This window comes from Aeromicrobium sp. (genome assembly GCF_047607065.1).
Lineage (GTDB): Bacteria > Actinomycetota > Actinomycetes > Propionibacteriales > Nocardioidaceae > Aeromicrobium.
Map to the genome: position 1 here is coordinate 15,598 of NZ_JASGDU010000061.1, position 14,509 is coordinate 30,106.

The following is a 14,509-nucleotide window of genomic DNA, read 5'->3' on the forward strand; positions in this document are numbered from 1 at the left end:
TCCCCGTCACGCTGGATGCCGCTGGCTGAGGTGCGACGACGCAGGAGCGGCCTCGAAGGGCGCACCTCAGGGACCCGTGGCCAGCGCGGGCGTGGGAGGATTCCCCCGTGACCGTGCTTGCCGTCTTGCTCGCGCTGTTCGCCGCGACCACGGTGGGCTTCGGTGCCTGGGCCATCGCCGTGACGGTGAAACTCCGCCGCGCGCGGCGCATGATCGCCACCTTGGAGGAGCGGCAGTTGGCCGCCGGCTCGGCCGGGCCGATGCGCCGCCCGCCGCGCGCGCTGGTCCGCGCTAAGACCGCCGTCAAGGCCCTCTCCGAGACCGCCGACCTGCTGCGCACCCACGGCGTGCAGGCACTGGTGGCCAGCTCCATCGAGGAACTGACCGAGTGGCTGCGCGAAGACGGTGCCGCCGTGCAGCGCGCCACGGCCCCCGACGGCACGGTGACGATGTTCTTCTCCGACATCGAGGGGTCCACCCAGCTCAACGTCTCCCTTGGCGACCGGGCCTTCGTCAAGGTGCTCGCCCGCCACGACGAGCTGATGCGCTCGGCCATCGAGGCCCACCAGGGCGAGGTCGTCAAGACGCAGGGCGACGGCTTCATGGTGGTTTTCCGCTGGCCGACCGACGCGATCCGCGCAGCGTTGGAGGTGCAGGAGCGGTTGGCGGCCGAGCGCGGCAAGCTGCGCACTCACGGCGTCAAGGTCCGCATCGGGGTCCACCGGGGCGCGGTGGTCGCCCGCGACGGCGACTACTTCGGCAGCAACGTCGCCCTCGCGGCCCGCGTCGCGGCCGAGGCCCACGGCGGCGAGGTGCTGGTCAGCAACGATCTGCGCGAGGCACTCATCGACTCCACCGAGTTCGTCTTCGACGACGTGCGCGAAGTCGAACTCAAGGGCTTCGCCGTGCCCGAACTCCTCTGGCGCGTCGCCCCCTCCCCCGACGACCGTTAGGGATTCCGCCAGTAGGCGGAGCCGGTCATTGTCCCCCGCAAGCAGGAGGGGCCACCAGTGCGAGCGCAGCACATTCGAAATGACCCGCCACCGCAGGCTTCGAGGCTCACTCGTTCCTCGCGGGTCCTGAGGTGCGAGGAGCTTGCGGCGAGCCTCGAAGGGCGCACCTCAGCCAGCGGGCCTATTGGCGCGCGTTCTCAGTCAGCCGACACCGGACCGATGTCGACACGTCGAGGTCCCGGCGTGGTGAGATGGGGTCATGGTCCGCCTCGCCGCCTCCCTCGCCCTGTCGGCCTGCCTCGCGATGAGCGCCTGTGGCGGCGGCAGGGACGCCCAGCCCGACGCCAGCAACACACCCACCGCCGAGGCCACGGCGACGCCGGCACCCGAGGCGCTGTCGGGCTTTCGCTGCCAGGCCGGTGACGACGGCACGTGGACCGCGAGCGGCACCCTCGCCAACTCCGGCAGCGAGGCCGCCAGTTACGGCGTCGACCTCTACGTCGGCCCGGCAGACGGCCAGGAGCGGCCCGTCGCCCACCAGGATTTCGAGAACGTCCAGCCCGGCGGCTCGGTGCCGATTGAGTTCCCCGGACTATCGGCCCAGGGCGATCCGGCCACCTGCTATGTCCGCGTCCTGCGCCTGCTCTGAGGGAAACGCGGGCACCCCGCAGTCCCTTCGAGGCTCCTTCGTCGCACCTCAGGGACCGGGCCTCCCGGCAAGGGACCTTCAGGCGCGGGAGATGGCGACCATCTCGTCGCGCTCGACGACCTTCTTGCGCTCGCGCGGGTGGGCGTCGGACTCGCCGAGCGCGACCTCGTGCGCGTCCAGCTTCTCCCAGCCCTCCCAGGTCGTGAACTCGATGCTGCGGCCGTCGAGGTAGCGGTCCACGGCCTCCGGCTCGGCCTGCTCGGCGGCGGCGAGCGTGGGGGCGTCCTCCAACAGCATGCGGATCGTCTCGGCGGCGTCGGACTTGGTGTGACCGATCAAGCCCACCGGGCCGCGCTTGATCCAGCCGGTCGCGTACACGCCGGGGATCGCCGCACCGTCGATGTCGACCACATGGCCGCCGTCGTTGGGCAGCACGCCGGCGGCCTCGTCGAACGGCAGGCCCGGCAGCGGATCGGAGTAGTAGCCGATGGCCCGGTAGACGGCCTGGACCGGCCAGTCCTTGAACTCGCCGGTGCCACGGACATTGCCGGTGCCGTCCAGCTCGGTGACCTCGGTGCGCAGGCCCACGACCTTGCCGTCCTCGCCGAGGATCTCGACAGGGTTCTGGCAGAAGTGGATGTGGATGCGGTGCGGGGCACCCGACGGCTCCTTGGCCAGGTAGTTCTGCAGCACGTCGACGACGAGCTTCTGGCTCTTGGCGGCGCGGATGGCCTCCATCGAACCCTCGTCGAACTCGAAGCCCTCGGGGTGGACGATGACGTCGATGGTGGGCGAGTGCGACAGCTCGCGCAGCTCCATCGGCGTGAACTTGACCTGCGCCGGCCCGCGGCGGGCGAAGACGTGGACGTCCTTGGCGGCGTTCTTCTTCAGGCCCTCGTAGACGTTGTCGGGGATCTCGGTCACCAGCAGCTCGTCGGCCGTCTTGGCCAGGATGCGGGCGATGTCCAGGCCGACGTTGCCGACGCCGAGCACGGCGATGGACTCGGCGTGCGGCTGGAAGTCCCACTCACGGCTGACGTCGGGGTGGCCGTCGTACCAGTAGACGAAGTCCGCCGCACCGTAGGAGCCGTCGAGGTCGAGACCGGGGATGTTCAGGCTGCGGTCGCGGCGGGCACCGGTGGCGAACACGACGGCGTCGTAGAACTGCTGCAACTCGGTCAGCTTGACGTCGACGCCGAAGTTCACGTTGCCGAAAAAGCGGATGTCCTCGTTCGACATCACCCGCTTGAGCGCCTTGATGATCTCCTTGATGCGCGGGTGATCGGGCGCGACGCCGTAGCGGATCAGGCCGAACGGGGTCGGGTCGCGGTCGAGGATGTCGACGACCACGCCGTCGAAGCCGTCGGGCAGATCCGACTTGGTGAGAATGTCGGCGGCGTAGACGCCGGCGGGTCCGGCACCGACGATGCCGACGCGCAACTTCCTGCTCATAGGGAGAACTCCTGGGATGAAGACGACGAAGGTAAGCCTAAAGCGCTTCGCCCCTCCCACGAAATCGGTTCCGCCATGTGAGTCGCCCGGACGTGTCCTGCGTCACAGGCAATCCCTTTCAGCTGCGGGCGAAACGGGCCGCGAAGGCCGCGAACTCCTCACTGGCCAGGGAGGACGCCTGCGCCCACGACTCGATGTCGAGCGTCGTCGCCAGGTCGCTCGTCGCGGCAACCCGGACGGCCTCCTTGACGTCGGCCATGAGCATCGGATTACGGCTCGCGTACAGAGAGGCGAGCTCGCCGGCCCGCGCCTGCGGGTCGGCGACGACCTCCTGCGCCAGCCCCAGCCGCAGCGCGTTCGCGGCGTCCACCGGGGTCCCCGCATACAGGACTGCGGCGGCGTTGCCGGCACCGATGCGCTGCGTCAGCATGAAGGTGCATCCGCCGCCGGGGTGTAGGCCGATGGCGGTGAACGTCGCGCCGAAGGACGCCTGCGGCCCGGCGACGATGACGTCGCAGGCCAGCGCGATGTTCAGCCCCGCGCCGACCGCCGGGCCGTGGACCGCAGCCACCGTGGGGATCGTCAGGTCCCGGATGCCGAGGAAGGACGCATAGACGTCGAGCAGCACCTGGCGCAGCGCCCCCGTCGGACGGGTGCGGTCGCCGAACAGACTGTCGAGGTCGGCCCCGGAGCAGAAGGCACGCCCCGCTCCAGTGACGACCAACGCCCGCGCCTCGGCATCGGCGGCGACCACGGCGACGGCCTCACGCAGCTCGTCCAGCAAAGGCCGGTCGAGGGCGTTCAGCCGGTCGGGAGCGTTCAGGGTCACGGTGCGGACGCCGTCGGCCGCGGCGTGCAGATCGACGAGGGCCATGACGCCAGGGTAGGGGTCGGCTAGCGTCGGGGCATGGACAACGCCCAGGGCATGCCCGAACTCGACGGGGTCACGCATCGCTGGATCGACGCAGGCGGGGTGCGCATCCACGTCGCCGAAGCCGGTGCCGGGAATCCCGGTCCGCCGCTGGTGCTGATCCACGGCTGGCCGCAGCACTGGTGGTGCTGGAACAAGGTCATGCCCCTGCTGGCCGAGCGGCACCACGTGGTCGCCCTCGACACGCGCGGTGCCGGATGGAGCGACGCGCCCGCACCGCACGGCGACACCTACGACAAGCGGGTCATCGCCGACGAACTGGCCACCGTCATCGGCGCGCTCGGGCTGGACCGGCCGGTCATCGTCGGCCACGACTGGGGTGCCTGGCTGTCGATCCTCATCGGCGGACGCCACGGCGACCTGGCCCGCGGCATCGTGGCGACGGCGATCATCGCCCCGTGGACGCCGATCCCGACCCGAGAACTGTGGCGCTTCCTCTACCAGCCGCTCGTGGGCGGGCCGTGGGGTGCGCTGCTGCAGCGCGGCCTGGGGCAGGTCGTCCTGCGGCGGCTGTTCGCGGCCGGTTCCCGCAACGGCAGACTGTGGCCCGACGCGGCGGTCGAGCCGTACCTGGCCCGCTTCCGCGACCCGGCGCGCGCCAAGGCCGGCCGCTCGACCTATGCGCGGTTCATGCGGCGCGAGTTCATCGACATGTCGAAGGGCCGCTATCAGGAGCCGTACGACCACATCCCGATCCTGTTCCTGCCGGGGCGGCGCGACCTCGTGCTGGCACCCAAGCTGGTGCGTCGCGGACTCGTGCGGGCCACCATGACGATGGAGGTCATCGACGACGCCGGCCACTGGGTGCCCGAGGAGAACCCGAGCGCCCTCGTCGCCCACATCGAGGACTTCGTCGCTTCCCTCGCCGAGGCGTGACGAGGCGCACCTTCTTACCCCTGGTTGCGGAAGTGGTCGAGTTGGCGGCGTTCGCGCTTGGTCGGCCGGCCGGTACCGCGCTCGCGGCGCGGCATCGCCAGCCGCTCCTCCTTCGGCGGAGGCGGCGGCGAATGGTCCTCGTAGCATTCGACAGCGACCACAGCACCGACCCGCTTGGACAGCAGCCGCTTCACAACGACGATCCGCACGCCGCCGGGCGTCGTCGCCTCCACCCGGTCGCCGATACGCAGCGCCTGGGCCGGCTTGGCGCGTTTGCCGTTGACGTGGACGTGTCCGCCCTTGCACGCCGCGCTCGCCGCGGAGCGGCTCGGGAACAGGCGCACCGCCCAGACCCAGGCGTCGGTGCGTGCCGCGGCCGGCTCGGGTGTCACGCGCCGAGCCTACGTGCGGCAGGCTGAGGGCATGGATGTGACCGAGGACGTGCCGATCTCCGGCGACATGATCCGGCTCGGACAACTGCTCAAGTACGTCAGCCTCGCCGAGTCCGGCGCGCATGCCGCCGCGATCATCGGCAGCGGCGACGTGCGGGTCAACGCCGAGGTCGAGACGCGCCGCGGACGCCAGCTCGTCCGCGGCGATGTCGTCAGCGTGGCGCTGCCGGGCGGGGCGGCGTCCTTTCGCATCACGTGACCGGCGGTGCCTCGCGGGGGCGCAGGCCGGCGACCGCCGCGAGAATCAGCGCCCCGCCGGTCAGGGCCGTGATCGCGGGCCGCTCGCCGAGCAGCAGGGCGGCGAGGGCGGCTGCGCTCAACGGCTCGACCAAGGTGGCGATGGTGGCCGCCGAACCGGACGTCGTGCGCAGGCCCGCGTACAGCAGACCGTAGGAGACCGCCATCGTCGCGATGCCGAGGTAGGCCAAGAGCGCCAGGGCCTCGGGGCGCGCGCTCAGCGCCGGTCCCGGCCCGGCGGCCGCAGCCAGGAGGAAGGGTGCCAGCAGGACGGCACCTGCGGTCGTCGCGCCCGCCGTCAGCGCCAGCGGGTCGATGTCGCGGGCGAGGCGATGGCCGAGCAGCGTCGTCGCCGCGTAGGTCGCGCCGGCCGCGACCGCGAGAACCAGGCCGAGCGCGGGTTCGGCACCCGCGACTCCGCTGCCGCCGGAGGCGACGGACACGAGCACGAGGCCTGCGAGGGCCGCCGCGAGCACCGACAACTCGCGCGCGTCAGGGCGCGTGCGCGCCCGCGCGTGCTCCCACGCGGCGGCGAGCACCGGGGCCAGGCCGAGGGAGATGACCGTCGCCACGCTGACGCCGACGACGAGCACCGACAGGAAGTACAGGCCCTGGTAGAGCGCCGTGCCGCAGCCGACAGCGACGACGAGCGCCGGGCGTGCGCGCACGGTGGCCGACCAGGCGGCGAGGCGGCCGTTGACCAGGGCGAAGGCCAGTAGCGCCACTGCGGCGACGAGCATGCGCCACGCGCTCGTCGTCATGGCTCCGAGGCCGTCCTCGTCGTGGAGGACCGTGGCGACCAGGCCGCCGGTGCCCCACAGGACGCCTGCGCCGCACACCTGCAGCAGGCCGATCCCCGACGAACGCTTCGGCTGACCGCGTCCCGTCGTCACCGCCCCACCCTAGAGGTTTCGCAGATAGGAGGGATCCGGTCCCTGAGGCGTGCCCTTCGAGGCCGCTCGTTCCTCGCGGCACCTCAGGATCCGCGCGGCACACCTCGAAGGGACCCCACATGTCCCGGGTCGCGCTCTCGCGGGTGCTCAACGGACATGCCGCCGCGTCACACGCGCTCGCGTCAGCCTGAAAGACGCTTCCGTCTCCTCGCTGCGCTCGGAGCCGATGACGGGAATCGAACCCGCGTGTCTTGCTTGGGAAGCAAGCGCTCTGCCATTGAGCTACATCGGCGAACAGGGCGAGTGTAACCACCTGCGGGATGGGACTCCCGCTGGGTACCGATCCCCATTAGGGTGGCGACGTGCTTCTCTCCGACCGCGACATCCTCGCCGAGATCGACGCCGACCGCGTCCGCCTCGACCCGCTCGACCGCGGCATGATCCAGCCGTCGAGCATCGACGTGCGCCTCGACAAGTTCTTCCGCGTCTTCGACAACCACAAGTACCCGCACATCGACCCGGCCGCCGACCAGCCCGACTTGACCCGCGAGGTCGAGGTGAGAGGAAGTGACTCCTTCGTCCTGCACCCCGGCGAGTTCGTGCTCGGGTCCACCTACGAGCTGGTGACCCTGCCCGACGACATCGCCGCCCGCCTGGAGGGCAAGAGCTCGCTCGGACGCCTCGGCCTGATGACCCACTCGACTGCGGGCTTCATCGACCCGGGCTTCTCCGGCCACGTCACGCTGGAACTGGCCAACGTCGCCACCTTGCCGATCGTGCTCTACCCCGGCATGAAGATCGGCCAGCTGTGCTTCTTCCGGCTCACCTCGCCGGCGGAGAACCCCTACGGCTCGGCGAAGTACGGCTCGCGCTACCAGGGCCAGCGCGGCCCCACGGCCTCCAGAAGCCACGCCAACTTCCACCGCACGGAGATCTGAACCCATGTCCTGTCACCACCCTGTGCGTGTCACGTATGTAGCCGAGCGGAGCGAGGCTGGCCGGGGCGCTGCGAGCTCCAGCGAGCCGCGCGGATCAGCGCGAGGTACGAGCGCGTCCGGCCACCACCGCACGGAGATCTGACGGTGGGCGGTCGTCTGCCCCTGCGGAGGTCGCCGGAGGTCGCCGACGCGCTCGCGGACGGGCGGCCGGTCGTCGCCCTGGAATCGACGATCATCTCCCACGGCCTGCCGCGCCCCGACAACCTCGTCGCCGCCCGCGAGTTCGAGCAGCTGGTCCGCGACGGCGGAGCCGTGCCCGCCACCGTCGCGGTGCTCGACGGCGAACTGCGCGCCGGCCTGACCGACCCCGAACTGGAGCGCATCGCCGCCGAGGACATCGCGAAGCTCAGCGTCCGCGACCTGCCCGTCGTCCTGGCCTGCGGCGGCAGCGGTGCCACCACCGTCGCTGCGACCTCGTGGATCGCCGACCGGGCCGGAATCCGCGTCTTCGCCACCGGCGGTCTCGGCGGCGTCCACCGCGGTGCGGCCGACACCTTCGACGAATCCGCCGACCTGACGACCCTCGGCCGGGTGCCGGTCACCGTCGTCTCCGCAGGAGTGAAGTCCATCCTCGACATCGGCGCGACCTTGGAACGCCTGGAGACGCTCGGCGTCATCGTGCTGGGGTTCGGCACCGAGGAGTTCCCGAGTTTCTGGCTCACCGGCTCCGGGCACCGGCTCGACTGGCGTGTCGAGGACGCGGCCGGGGTCGCCGCCGTCATGGCCGGACGCGACGCCCTCGGCCAGCAGGCCGGCATCGTCGTGGCCAATCCGCTGCCGCAGGAGCGCCAGCTCGACCCCGACATCCACGACGCCGCCCTGACCCAGGCGCTCGCCGAGGCCGACACTGCGAGGCTGAGCGGCAAGGAGGTGACGCCGTTCCTGCTCCAGCGCATCGTCGAGATCACCGGGGGCGAGAGCCTGCGCGTCAACCTCGACATCGCCCGCAACAACATCGCGGTCGCCGCGCGCATCGCCGTCGCCTGGACGGAGCTGGGGCGGGCGCAGTGATCCTCGTCGTCGGCGATGTCGTGGACGACATCGGCGTCCTGCCGTTGGAGCCGGTGACCCCGCACACCGACACCCGCGCGCAGATTCGCATGTCCCCCGGCGGCTCGGCAGCCAACACGGCGGCCTGGCTCGGCTTCCTCGGGGCCGAGGTCCGCTTCGCCGGCAAGGCCGGGGCCGACGGTGCCGCGCGGCATGCCGCCGCCCTGGCCGACCACGGCGTCGACGCCCGTATCGCCGGCGACCCGCTGACCCCGACCGCCACCCTCGTCCTCACCCTCGACGCCGACGCGGACCGCACGATGTACGTCGACCGGGGAGCCAACGCCACGCTCACCCCCGACGATCTGCCGGCCGCGCTCTGGGAGGGCGTCGACTGGCTGCACCTGAGCGGCTACACCTTCTTCGACTCCGGCACCCGCGAGACCGCGCTGCACCTCATCGCCGGGGCACGGCAGCGCGGCGCGGGCGTCAGCGTCGACCCCGGATCGCTGGCGTTCCTGCGCGAGGCCGGAGCGGAGGCGTTCCTGGCCTGGACCGAGGGCGTCGACCTGATCCTCCCCAATGCCGACGAAGCCCGCGCGCTGACCGGATCGACCGGCCCCTTCATCGACTTCGACCGGCTCGCCGAGCACTACGCGCACGTGGTCGTCACGCTCGGCCCGACGGGAGCGACCTACCTGGGCCGCGACGAGGACCGGCGCGAGCAGGTCGTGGCACCGCGCGTGCCAGTGGTCGACACGACCGGCGCCGGAGACGCCTTCACCGCGGGTTTCCTGGTGGTGTGGGCGCGGGGCCGCGACCCGAGGCGCGCCCTGGCCGGAGGTGTCGGCGCGGCGAGCCGGTGCGTTCAGATGCGCGGGGCGCGTCCGTGACCCACCGGCCCCCGGTGGCTGAGGCGTGACGAGGAACGAGGAGCCTCGAAGCCACCACCGACAACGGCTCGCTGTCTGGGTCATTTCCAGGCTCGTCGCAAGCTCCTCGCACCTCAATGACCCGGACTCCCCCGGCCCCTGAGGTGCCGCGAGGAACGAGCGGCCTCGAAGGGACCCCAACAACGGCCCGCTATCTCGGTCAGCGCAGGCGCGCGCTCACGGGATCGGCGGAGACGACCCGGCGGGTCAGCGCGGCGCAGCCGGCGGCGATCAGCGCCATCCCGAGCAGCAGCACCGCAAGACGCGCGGTAGCGCCGGTACGCGGCAGGTGATCGTCGGCCGCTGCGGCGGTGGTGACGACGCCCGTACCCCCGACCAGCCCCGTACCTCCCTGGTCCGCGACCGAAGCGGTGTCGCTGTCTTCATCGCCATCGGACCCCGTGACATCGGTCGGCGGGACGACCCCGGGGAACGCCTGCAGGGCCGGCAGCGTCAGCACCTGGTCCGCGCTGCCGGTGGCGATGGTGACCGGACTGACGTCGAGGAACCCACCGCGGTAGTTCGTCGATCCGCCGGAGATCGTCAAGCGGATCTGGTTGCCTGTCTCGAAACGGTGTGCGAAGGCCGGCATGCGCACGGTGAAAGGCTTGGTCACGTCGGGGATGCGCACCGGCGCTACGAGATTGCCCACGATGTCGACCGATCCGTCTGCGGCGACCTCGGAGATCTTGGCGAACAGGACCAACTGCCCGGCCGGTCCGAGCGCTTGTGTGGCCTCGGCTGCGGGAGCCGACACCTGGAGGTCGAGCACTGGGGTTCCCACGACGTCCAGGTCGCCGGCCAGCGGTGACGTCGTGTAGGTGGCGAAGGTTCCGGGCAGGTCCGTCTCCGGCACCGAAAAGTACTCCTCCATCAGGCTGCTGACGACGTCGGCGGGGTCGGTCGACGTCGGCGCGCCCGCAGGCGGAGTGAGGAAGGTCGCCGTTCCATCCGCGATGGCGGTCGCATCGGGGGTCAGTTCCGAGTCCGACAGGTACAACTGCTCGGGAATCGCCACGTCGACGGTGTCGGACTCGGCGAAAGCGGGGGCGGCGTTGCCGTCATAGTCCACCCAGTCACGGAAGTAGGCGAACTCCGCGCCGGTATCAACCGGCAGGTCTTTGAGGTAGTGGTCGAACCAGTCCGCTACACGCCCACCGATGTAGGTCTCGGCGGGGTCGGCCGCAAGATCTAGTTCGCCTGGCGCGACCGGTGCCGAGTGTCCGCCGTGTGCCCAGATCATCTTCACCTCGGTCCCCTGCTCGCTGAGCATGCGGTAACCGTCGATGGCCTCGTTGAGGTTGAACAGGGTGTCGGCCTGACCCTGGACGAGCAGCGTGGGCGCGGTGATCGTCGAACCGTAGCCGGCGGTGGAACGTGCGACCATCTCCTCGGCCGCAGCGTCGTCGATGAATCCGGTCGCGCCCGCAGTGACCAGGGCCGGGCAGACGAAGTCGGCGAAATTCGCGCAGCTGTCGACCCGGCCGGGGTCGGCCGGGATGTCCTCGATGCCGCCCGTGATGCCCTTGGCGCTGAAGCCGAGCGCCCAGAAGAGTTTGGCGGCTCCCGGCGTCTCCGGCTGGGTTGCACTCGGCACGAGGTTGTTGGGCGACAAGGAGTACCGCAGGTCGTGCCAGGTGGCGATCGGAACGATGGCGTCGACCCGCTGGTCGATGGCGGCGGTGGCGAACTGGATCGAGCCGCCGTAGGAGACGCCGACCATGCCGACACGGGGGTCGCCCGCCGCGTCGAGGGTGACGACGTCCAGGGCCGGGGCAGCCTGCGTCCGGTCGGCGTCGGTGTAGGCGATACCGGTCGCGCCGGCGAGGTAGTCGATGAGCTGCTGGGCCGCCTTACCGTCGATCTCGGGGTTATCGAGTTCGATACTGCATCCCGAACCGCCGAAGCCCAGGCCGGAATAGCTCAGCACCGCATAACCGCGGTCGGCGTAACTTTCTGCCATCCCGGCTTGGTCATCCTTGGAACCGCCGAAGCCGTTGGTGGTGAGGATCGCAGGGACTCGGTTCGTGGAACTAGCACTCTCGGGCAGGTACAGGTCGGCGACGACCATGCACTCCTGTGTGCCGTCGGCACCGACGTGGGTGGTGAACCACAGCGGGGTCACGGTGTGTCCGGAAGCCGCCTGCACGGGTGCTACCGGGAAGAGTGTCCCGAGCGCGAGCGCGAGGGCCGAGACGGCAGAAGCGAGAACGCGAGCGCGCACGAAGACTCCCTAGTGAACTGAGACGGTTGCACCAGTTCAACGAATCACCGTGACGCGAGTCACGCGCGGCTTTCGCGCCGCTGGGCGGTCCGTGAGAGTCGATACCGCTCATTGAGGTGCGAGCGAGGAACGAGCGGAGCCTCGAAATGAGCTGCGGTTTGAGGCCCTTCGAGGCTCGCAAGCTCGCACCTCAGGGAACGCCGTTGAGGCACCGCCCGAGGGGCGGGGGTCAGGGAGTGTCGGTCTCCGCGACGACCTGCGGGGCGTCCTCAGCGGGGGACTCCTCCGCCGACGCAGACTCGGCGACAGGGGGTGCCTCCGGCTCCGGCTCCGGCTCCGGCTCCGGCTCCGGCTCCGGCTCACGCTTGACTGCGGCCAACAGCATCTGCGCGACGTCGATGACCTCGACCTCCTCGCGCGCCTCACCCTCGGACTGCTTGAGCGTCAGGCCGTCCGACAGCATGACCCGGCAGAACGGGCAACCCGTCGCGATCTGGTCGGCCCCGGTCGCCACGGCCTCCTCGGTGCGGTTGACGTTGATCCGCGAGCCGATGGTCTCCTCCATCCACATGCGCGCGCCACCGGCACCACAGCAGAACGACCGCTCCTTGCTGCGCGGCATCTCCGCGAACGACGCACCCGGAATGACGCTGAGCAGCTCGCGCGGCGCCTCGTAGACCTGGTTGTGACGGCCCAGGAAGCACGGGTCGTGGTAGGTGATCGTCTTGCCGCCGACGGCACCGTCCGTCGGGGCGACCGGTGTCAGCTTGCCCTCGCGCACGAGGCGGTTGAGCAACTGCGTGTGATGCACGACCTCCAGCTCGACGCCGAAGTCGCGGTACTCGTTCTTGAGCGTGTTGAAGCAGTGCGCACAGGTGGAGACGACCTTCTTGACCTTCATCTCCTTGAACACCTCGGTGTTCTGCATCGCGAGTTGCTGGAAGACGATCTCGTTGCCCGAGCGGCGCGCCGAGTCACCCGTGCAGGTCTCGCCGTCGCCCAGCACGCCGAAGGTCACGCCGGCCATGTTGAGCAACTCGGCGACGGCCTGTGTGGTCTTCTTCGCGCGGTCCTCGTAGGCACCGGCACAGCCGACCCAGAACAGCCACTCGACCTCGTCGAGATCCTCGATGTCGACACCGACCTGCTTGACCTCGAAGTCCAGCCCCTCGGCCCACTTCATCCGGTCGCGCGGGTTCATGTTCCACGGATTGCCCTTGCGCTCCAGGCCCTTGAAGATGTTGTTCAACTCGGCCGGGAAGTTCGACTCCACGAGCACCTGGTAGCGGCGCATGTTGTCGATGTGGTCGACGTGCTCGATGTCGACGGGGCACTGCTGCACGCAGGCACCGCAGTTGGTGCACGACCACAGGACGTCGGGGTCGATGACGCCGTACATCGACTCGTCGCCGATCAGCGGGCGCTCGATCTCGGCGGTCTGCTCCTCGGTGCGCTGGTCCTCGGGGATGCTCAGCAGCGGGATTTTGGTGTAGGCGTGCTCGCGTAGGCCCATCATCACGAGCTTGGGCGAGAGCGGCTTCTCGGTGTTCCACGCCGGGCACTGGCTCTGGCAGCGGCCGCACTCGGTGCAGGTCGTGAAGTCGAGCAGGCCCTTCCAGCTGAAGTCCTCGATCTTGCCGACGCCGAGCTTCATGAAGTCCTCTTCGTCGAGGTCCTCCATCTTCTCCAGGTCGATCGGCTCACCGCCCACGTACAGCGGCACCAGGCCGCCGAGTGCGGTGCGGCCGCTGGACTCGCGCTTGAAGAAGATGTTGAACCACGCCGTGAAGCGGTGCCACGCGACGCCCATCGTCATATTCGTGGCGATGACGATGAGCCAGATCATCGCCGAGGAGATCTTGAACATCGCGATGGCGAAGATGATGTTCTTGAGCGTATCGGGGTTCTCGGTCGGGTACAGGTGACTGAAGAACTGCGAGATCGGGAAGTGGAACGGCTCGGCGTGGTGGCTGTGCTCGACCTGGCCGAGCTTGTACTCCGCGCCGCGGATGAACAGGATCGCGGCGCTCTCCAGCAGCACCATCGCCTCGACGAAGAACGCCTGCCACATGGTCGAGCCGAAGAAGCGGCTCTGGCGGCCCTTCTTGGACGGCAGGTTGCGCAGGCGGTAGACGATCAGCGGGATGATCGCCAGCGTGCCGAGCAGGCCGAGGGTTTCGGCGACCCATTCGTAGGCGAAGAAGGTGCCGAGCCACGGGATCGTCCACTCCGGATCGAACAACTGCGGGAAGGCCGCAGCGACAGCGGTCGACAGCAGCAGGAAGGCGGCGAACGCGAACCAGTGCAGGACGCCCACCCAGGTCCACTGCAGCATGCGGGTGTGGAGCAGCGTCTCCTTGACGACGGTGACCAGGCGGGCGACCGGCCGGTCGGTGCGACCGATGGCCGGCTGACCCGCGCGGATGACGGTGAGCATCTTCCAGACCGCGAGACTAATCATCGGAAGGGCGACGGCCGTGAAGCCGAACGAAACGATGATGGCGATGACCTGCATCTCGGCCCCAATCTCCACGCTGAACAGTTGGACCTGAGATTATCGGGTGAAATCGCCCGAAAGGCACTAAGGCAAACCATACCCCCAGGTCAGGGCAGGAGAACCTGCGCACAAGCGTCGGCCGAGCCGCGAAGGGCCTCCCTCTCACGTGGAGTGGTGGTCGTTTCGAGGCTCGCTCGTTCCTCGCTCGCACCTCAACGACCCGAATCCGCCCCGGGTCCCTGAGGTGCGACGAAGGGCCTCGAAGGGACCTACCGCCAGGGCGTCGTTTCGAGGCTCGCTCGTTCCTCGCTCACACCTCAACGACCCGAATCCGCCCCGGGTCCCTGAGGTGCGACGAAGGAGCCTCGAAGGGACCTACCGGCCGTGTGGGGTGCTGGTGGGGCGGTGGCGGAGTCGTAGGAGTA

Annotated in this window: 13 protein-coding genes and 1 tRNA gene; 7 read left to right on the forward strand and 7 right to left on the reverse strand. The window is 69.9% G+C overall.

The features are described 5' to 3' along the window. The first annotated feature begins 107 nt into the window (after positions 1-107). Together QM597_RS10385 and QM597_RS10390 are read left to right on the forward strand one after the other, a co-directional pair. Positions 108-953, forward strand: coding sequence for an adenylate/guanylate cyclase domain-containing protein (locus QM597_RS10385; protein ID WP_415004815.1), 846 nt, complete (start codon positions 108-110; stop codon positions 951-953). A gap of 259 nt (positions 954-1,212) precedes the next feature. Next, a complete protein-coding gene (locus QM597_RS10390) occupies positions 1,213-1,602 on the forward strand; it encodes a hypothetical protein (RefSeq protein WP_415004816.1) in 390 nt (129 codons plus the stop codon). A gap of 78 nt (positions 1,603-1,680) precedes the next feature. On the opposite strand, the gene QM597_RS10395 is transcribed toward QM597_RS10390, so the two are convergent. Beyond that, the gene (locus QM597_RS10395) at positions 1,681-3,054 is read right to left on the reverse strand and encodes an FAD-dependent oxidoreductase (RefSeq protein ID WP_415004817.1); all 1,374 of its coding nucleotides are present in this window, start codon (positions 3,052-3,054) and stop codon (positions 1,681-1,683) included. Positions 3,055-3,172: 118 nt separating this feature from the next. After that, positions 3,173-3,928, reverse strand: a complete 756-nt coding sequence (locus tag QM597_RS10400; protein ID WP_415004818.1) for an enoyl-CoA hydratase — start codon at positions 3,926-3,928, stop codon at positions 3,173-3,175. 33 nt (positions 3,929-3,961) lie between these two features. Here QM597_RS10400 and QM597_RS10405 point away from each other — a divergent pair, with 33 nt between their 5' ends. After that, positions 3,962-4,861: an alpha/beta fold hydrolase gene (locus QM597_RS10405; protein ID WP_415004819.1), complete on the forward strand. Its 900-nt coding sequence runs from the start codon at positions 3,962-3,964 to the stop codon at positions 4,859-4,861. Positions 4,862-4,875: 14 nt separating this feature from the next. On the opposite strand, the gene QM597_RS10410 is transcribed toward QM597_RS10405, so the two are convergent. Continuing rightward, positions 4,876-5,253 carry an RNA-binding S4 domain-containing protein gene (locus tag QM597_RS10410; RefSeq protein WP_415004820.1) on the reverse strand — a complete coding sequence of 126 codons (378 nt, stop codon included), beginning with the start codon at positions 5,251-5,253 and terminating at the stop codon, positions 4,876-4,878. A 31-nt stretch (positions 5,254-5,284) separates the two neighbouring features. On the opposite strand from QM597_RS10410, the gene QM597_RS10415 reads away from it, so the two are divergent. Then, complete coding sequence (locus tag QM597_RS10415) at positions 5,285-5,512, forward strand: RNA-binding S4 domain-containing protein (RefSeq protein WP_415004821.1); 228 nt, start codon at positions 5,285-5,287, stop codon at positions 5,510-5,512. Here QM597_RS10415 and QM597_RS10420 read toward each other — a convergent pair. Then, the gene (locus QM597_RS10420) at positions 5,505-6,443 is read right to left on the reverse strand and encodes a DMT family transporter (protein ID WP_415004822.1); all 939 of its coding nucleotides are present in this window, start codon (positions 6,441-6,443) and stop codon (positions 5,505-5,507) included. The two genes, QM597_RS10415 and QM597_RS10420, sit on opposite strands and share 8 nt — an antisense overlap. A 221-nt stretch (positions 6,444-6,664) precedes the next feature. Continuing rightward, a tRNA-Gly gene (locus tag QM597_RS10425) sits at positions 6,665-6,735 on the reverse strand. A 70-nt stretch (positions 6,736-6,805) separates the two neighbouring features. Between QM597_RS10425 and dcd the strand changes: the two genes are divergently transcribed. The 3 genes from dcd (at position 6,806) to QM597_RS10440 (ending at position 9,324) form a co-directional block, all read left to right on the forward strand. Beyond that, positions 6,806-7,381: a dCTP deaminase gene (dcd, locus tag QM597_RS10430; protein WP_415004823.1), complete on the forward strand. Its 576-nt coding sequence runs from the start codon at positions 6,806-6,808 to the stop codon at positions 7,379-7,381. A 144-nt stretch (positions 7,382-7,525) separates the two neighbouring features. Continuing rightward, positions 7,526-8,452, forward strand: a complete 927-nt coding sequence (locus QM597_RS10435; protein ID WP_415004824.1) for a pseudouridine-5'-phosphate glycosidase — start codon at positions 7,526-7,528, stop codon at positions 8,450-8,452. Then, complete coding sequence (locus QM597_RS10440) at positions 8,449-9,324, forward strand: carbohydrate kinase family protein (protein WP_415004825.1); 876 nt, start codon at positions 8,449-8,451, stop codon at positions 9,322-9,324. The genes QM597_RS10435 and QM597_RS10440 overlap by 4 nt, the downstream gene beginning before the upstream one ends. 199 nt (positions 9,325-9,523) lie before the next feature. On the opposite strand, the gene QM597_RS10445 is transcribed toward QM597_RS10440, so the two are convergent. Beyond that, positions 9,524-11,587 carry an alpha/beta fold hydrolase gene (locus QM597_RS10445; RefSeq protein WP_415004826.1) on the reverse strand — a complete coding sequence of 688 codons (2,064 nt, stop codon included), beginning with the start codon at positions 11,585-11,587 and terminating at the stop codon, positions 9,524-9,526. Between the two features lie 229 nt (positions 11,588-11,816). Then, positions 11,817-14,102 (reverse strand): (Fe-S)-binding protein, encoded by a 2,286-nt coding sequence (locus QM597_RS10450; RefSeq protein WP_415004828.1) that lies wholly within the window; start codon positions 14,100-14,102, stop codon positions 11,817-11,819. Between the last annotated feature and the right edge of the window lie 407 nt (positions 14,103-14,509).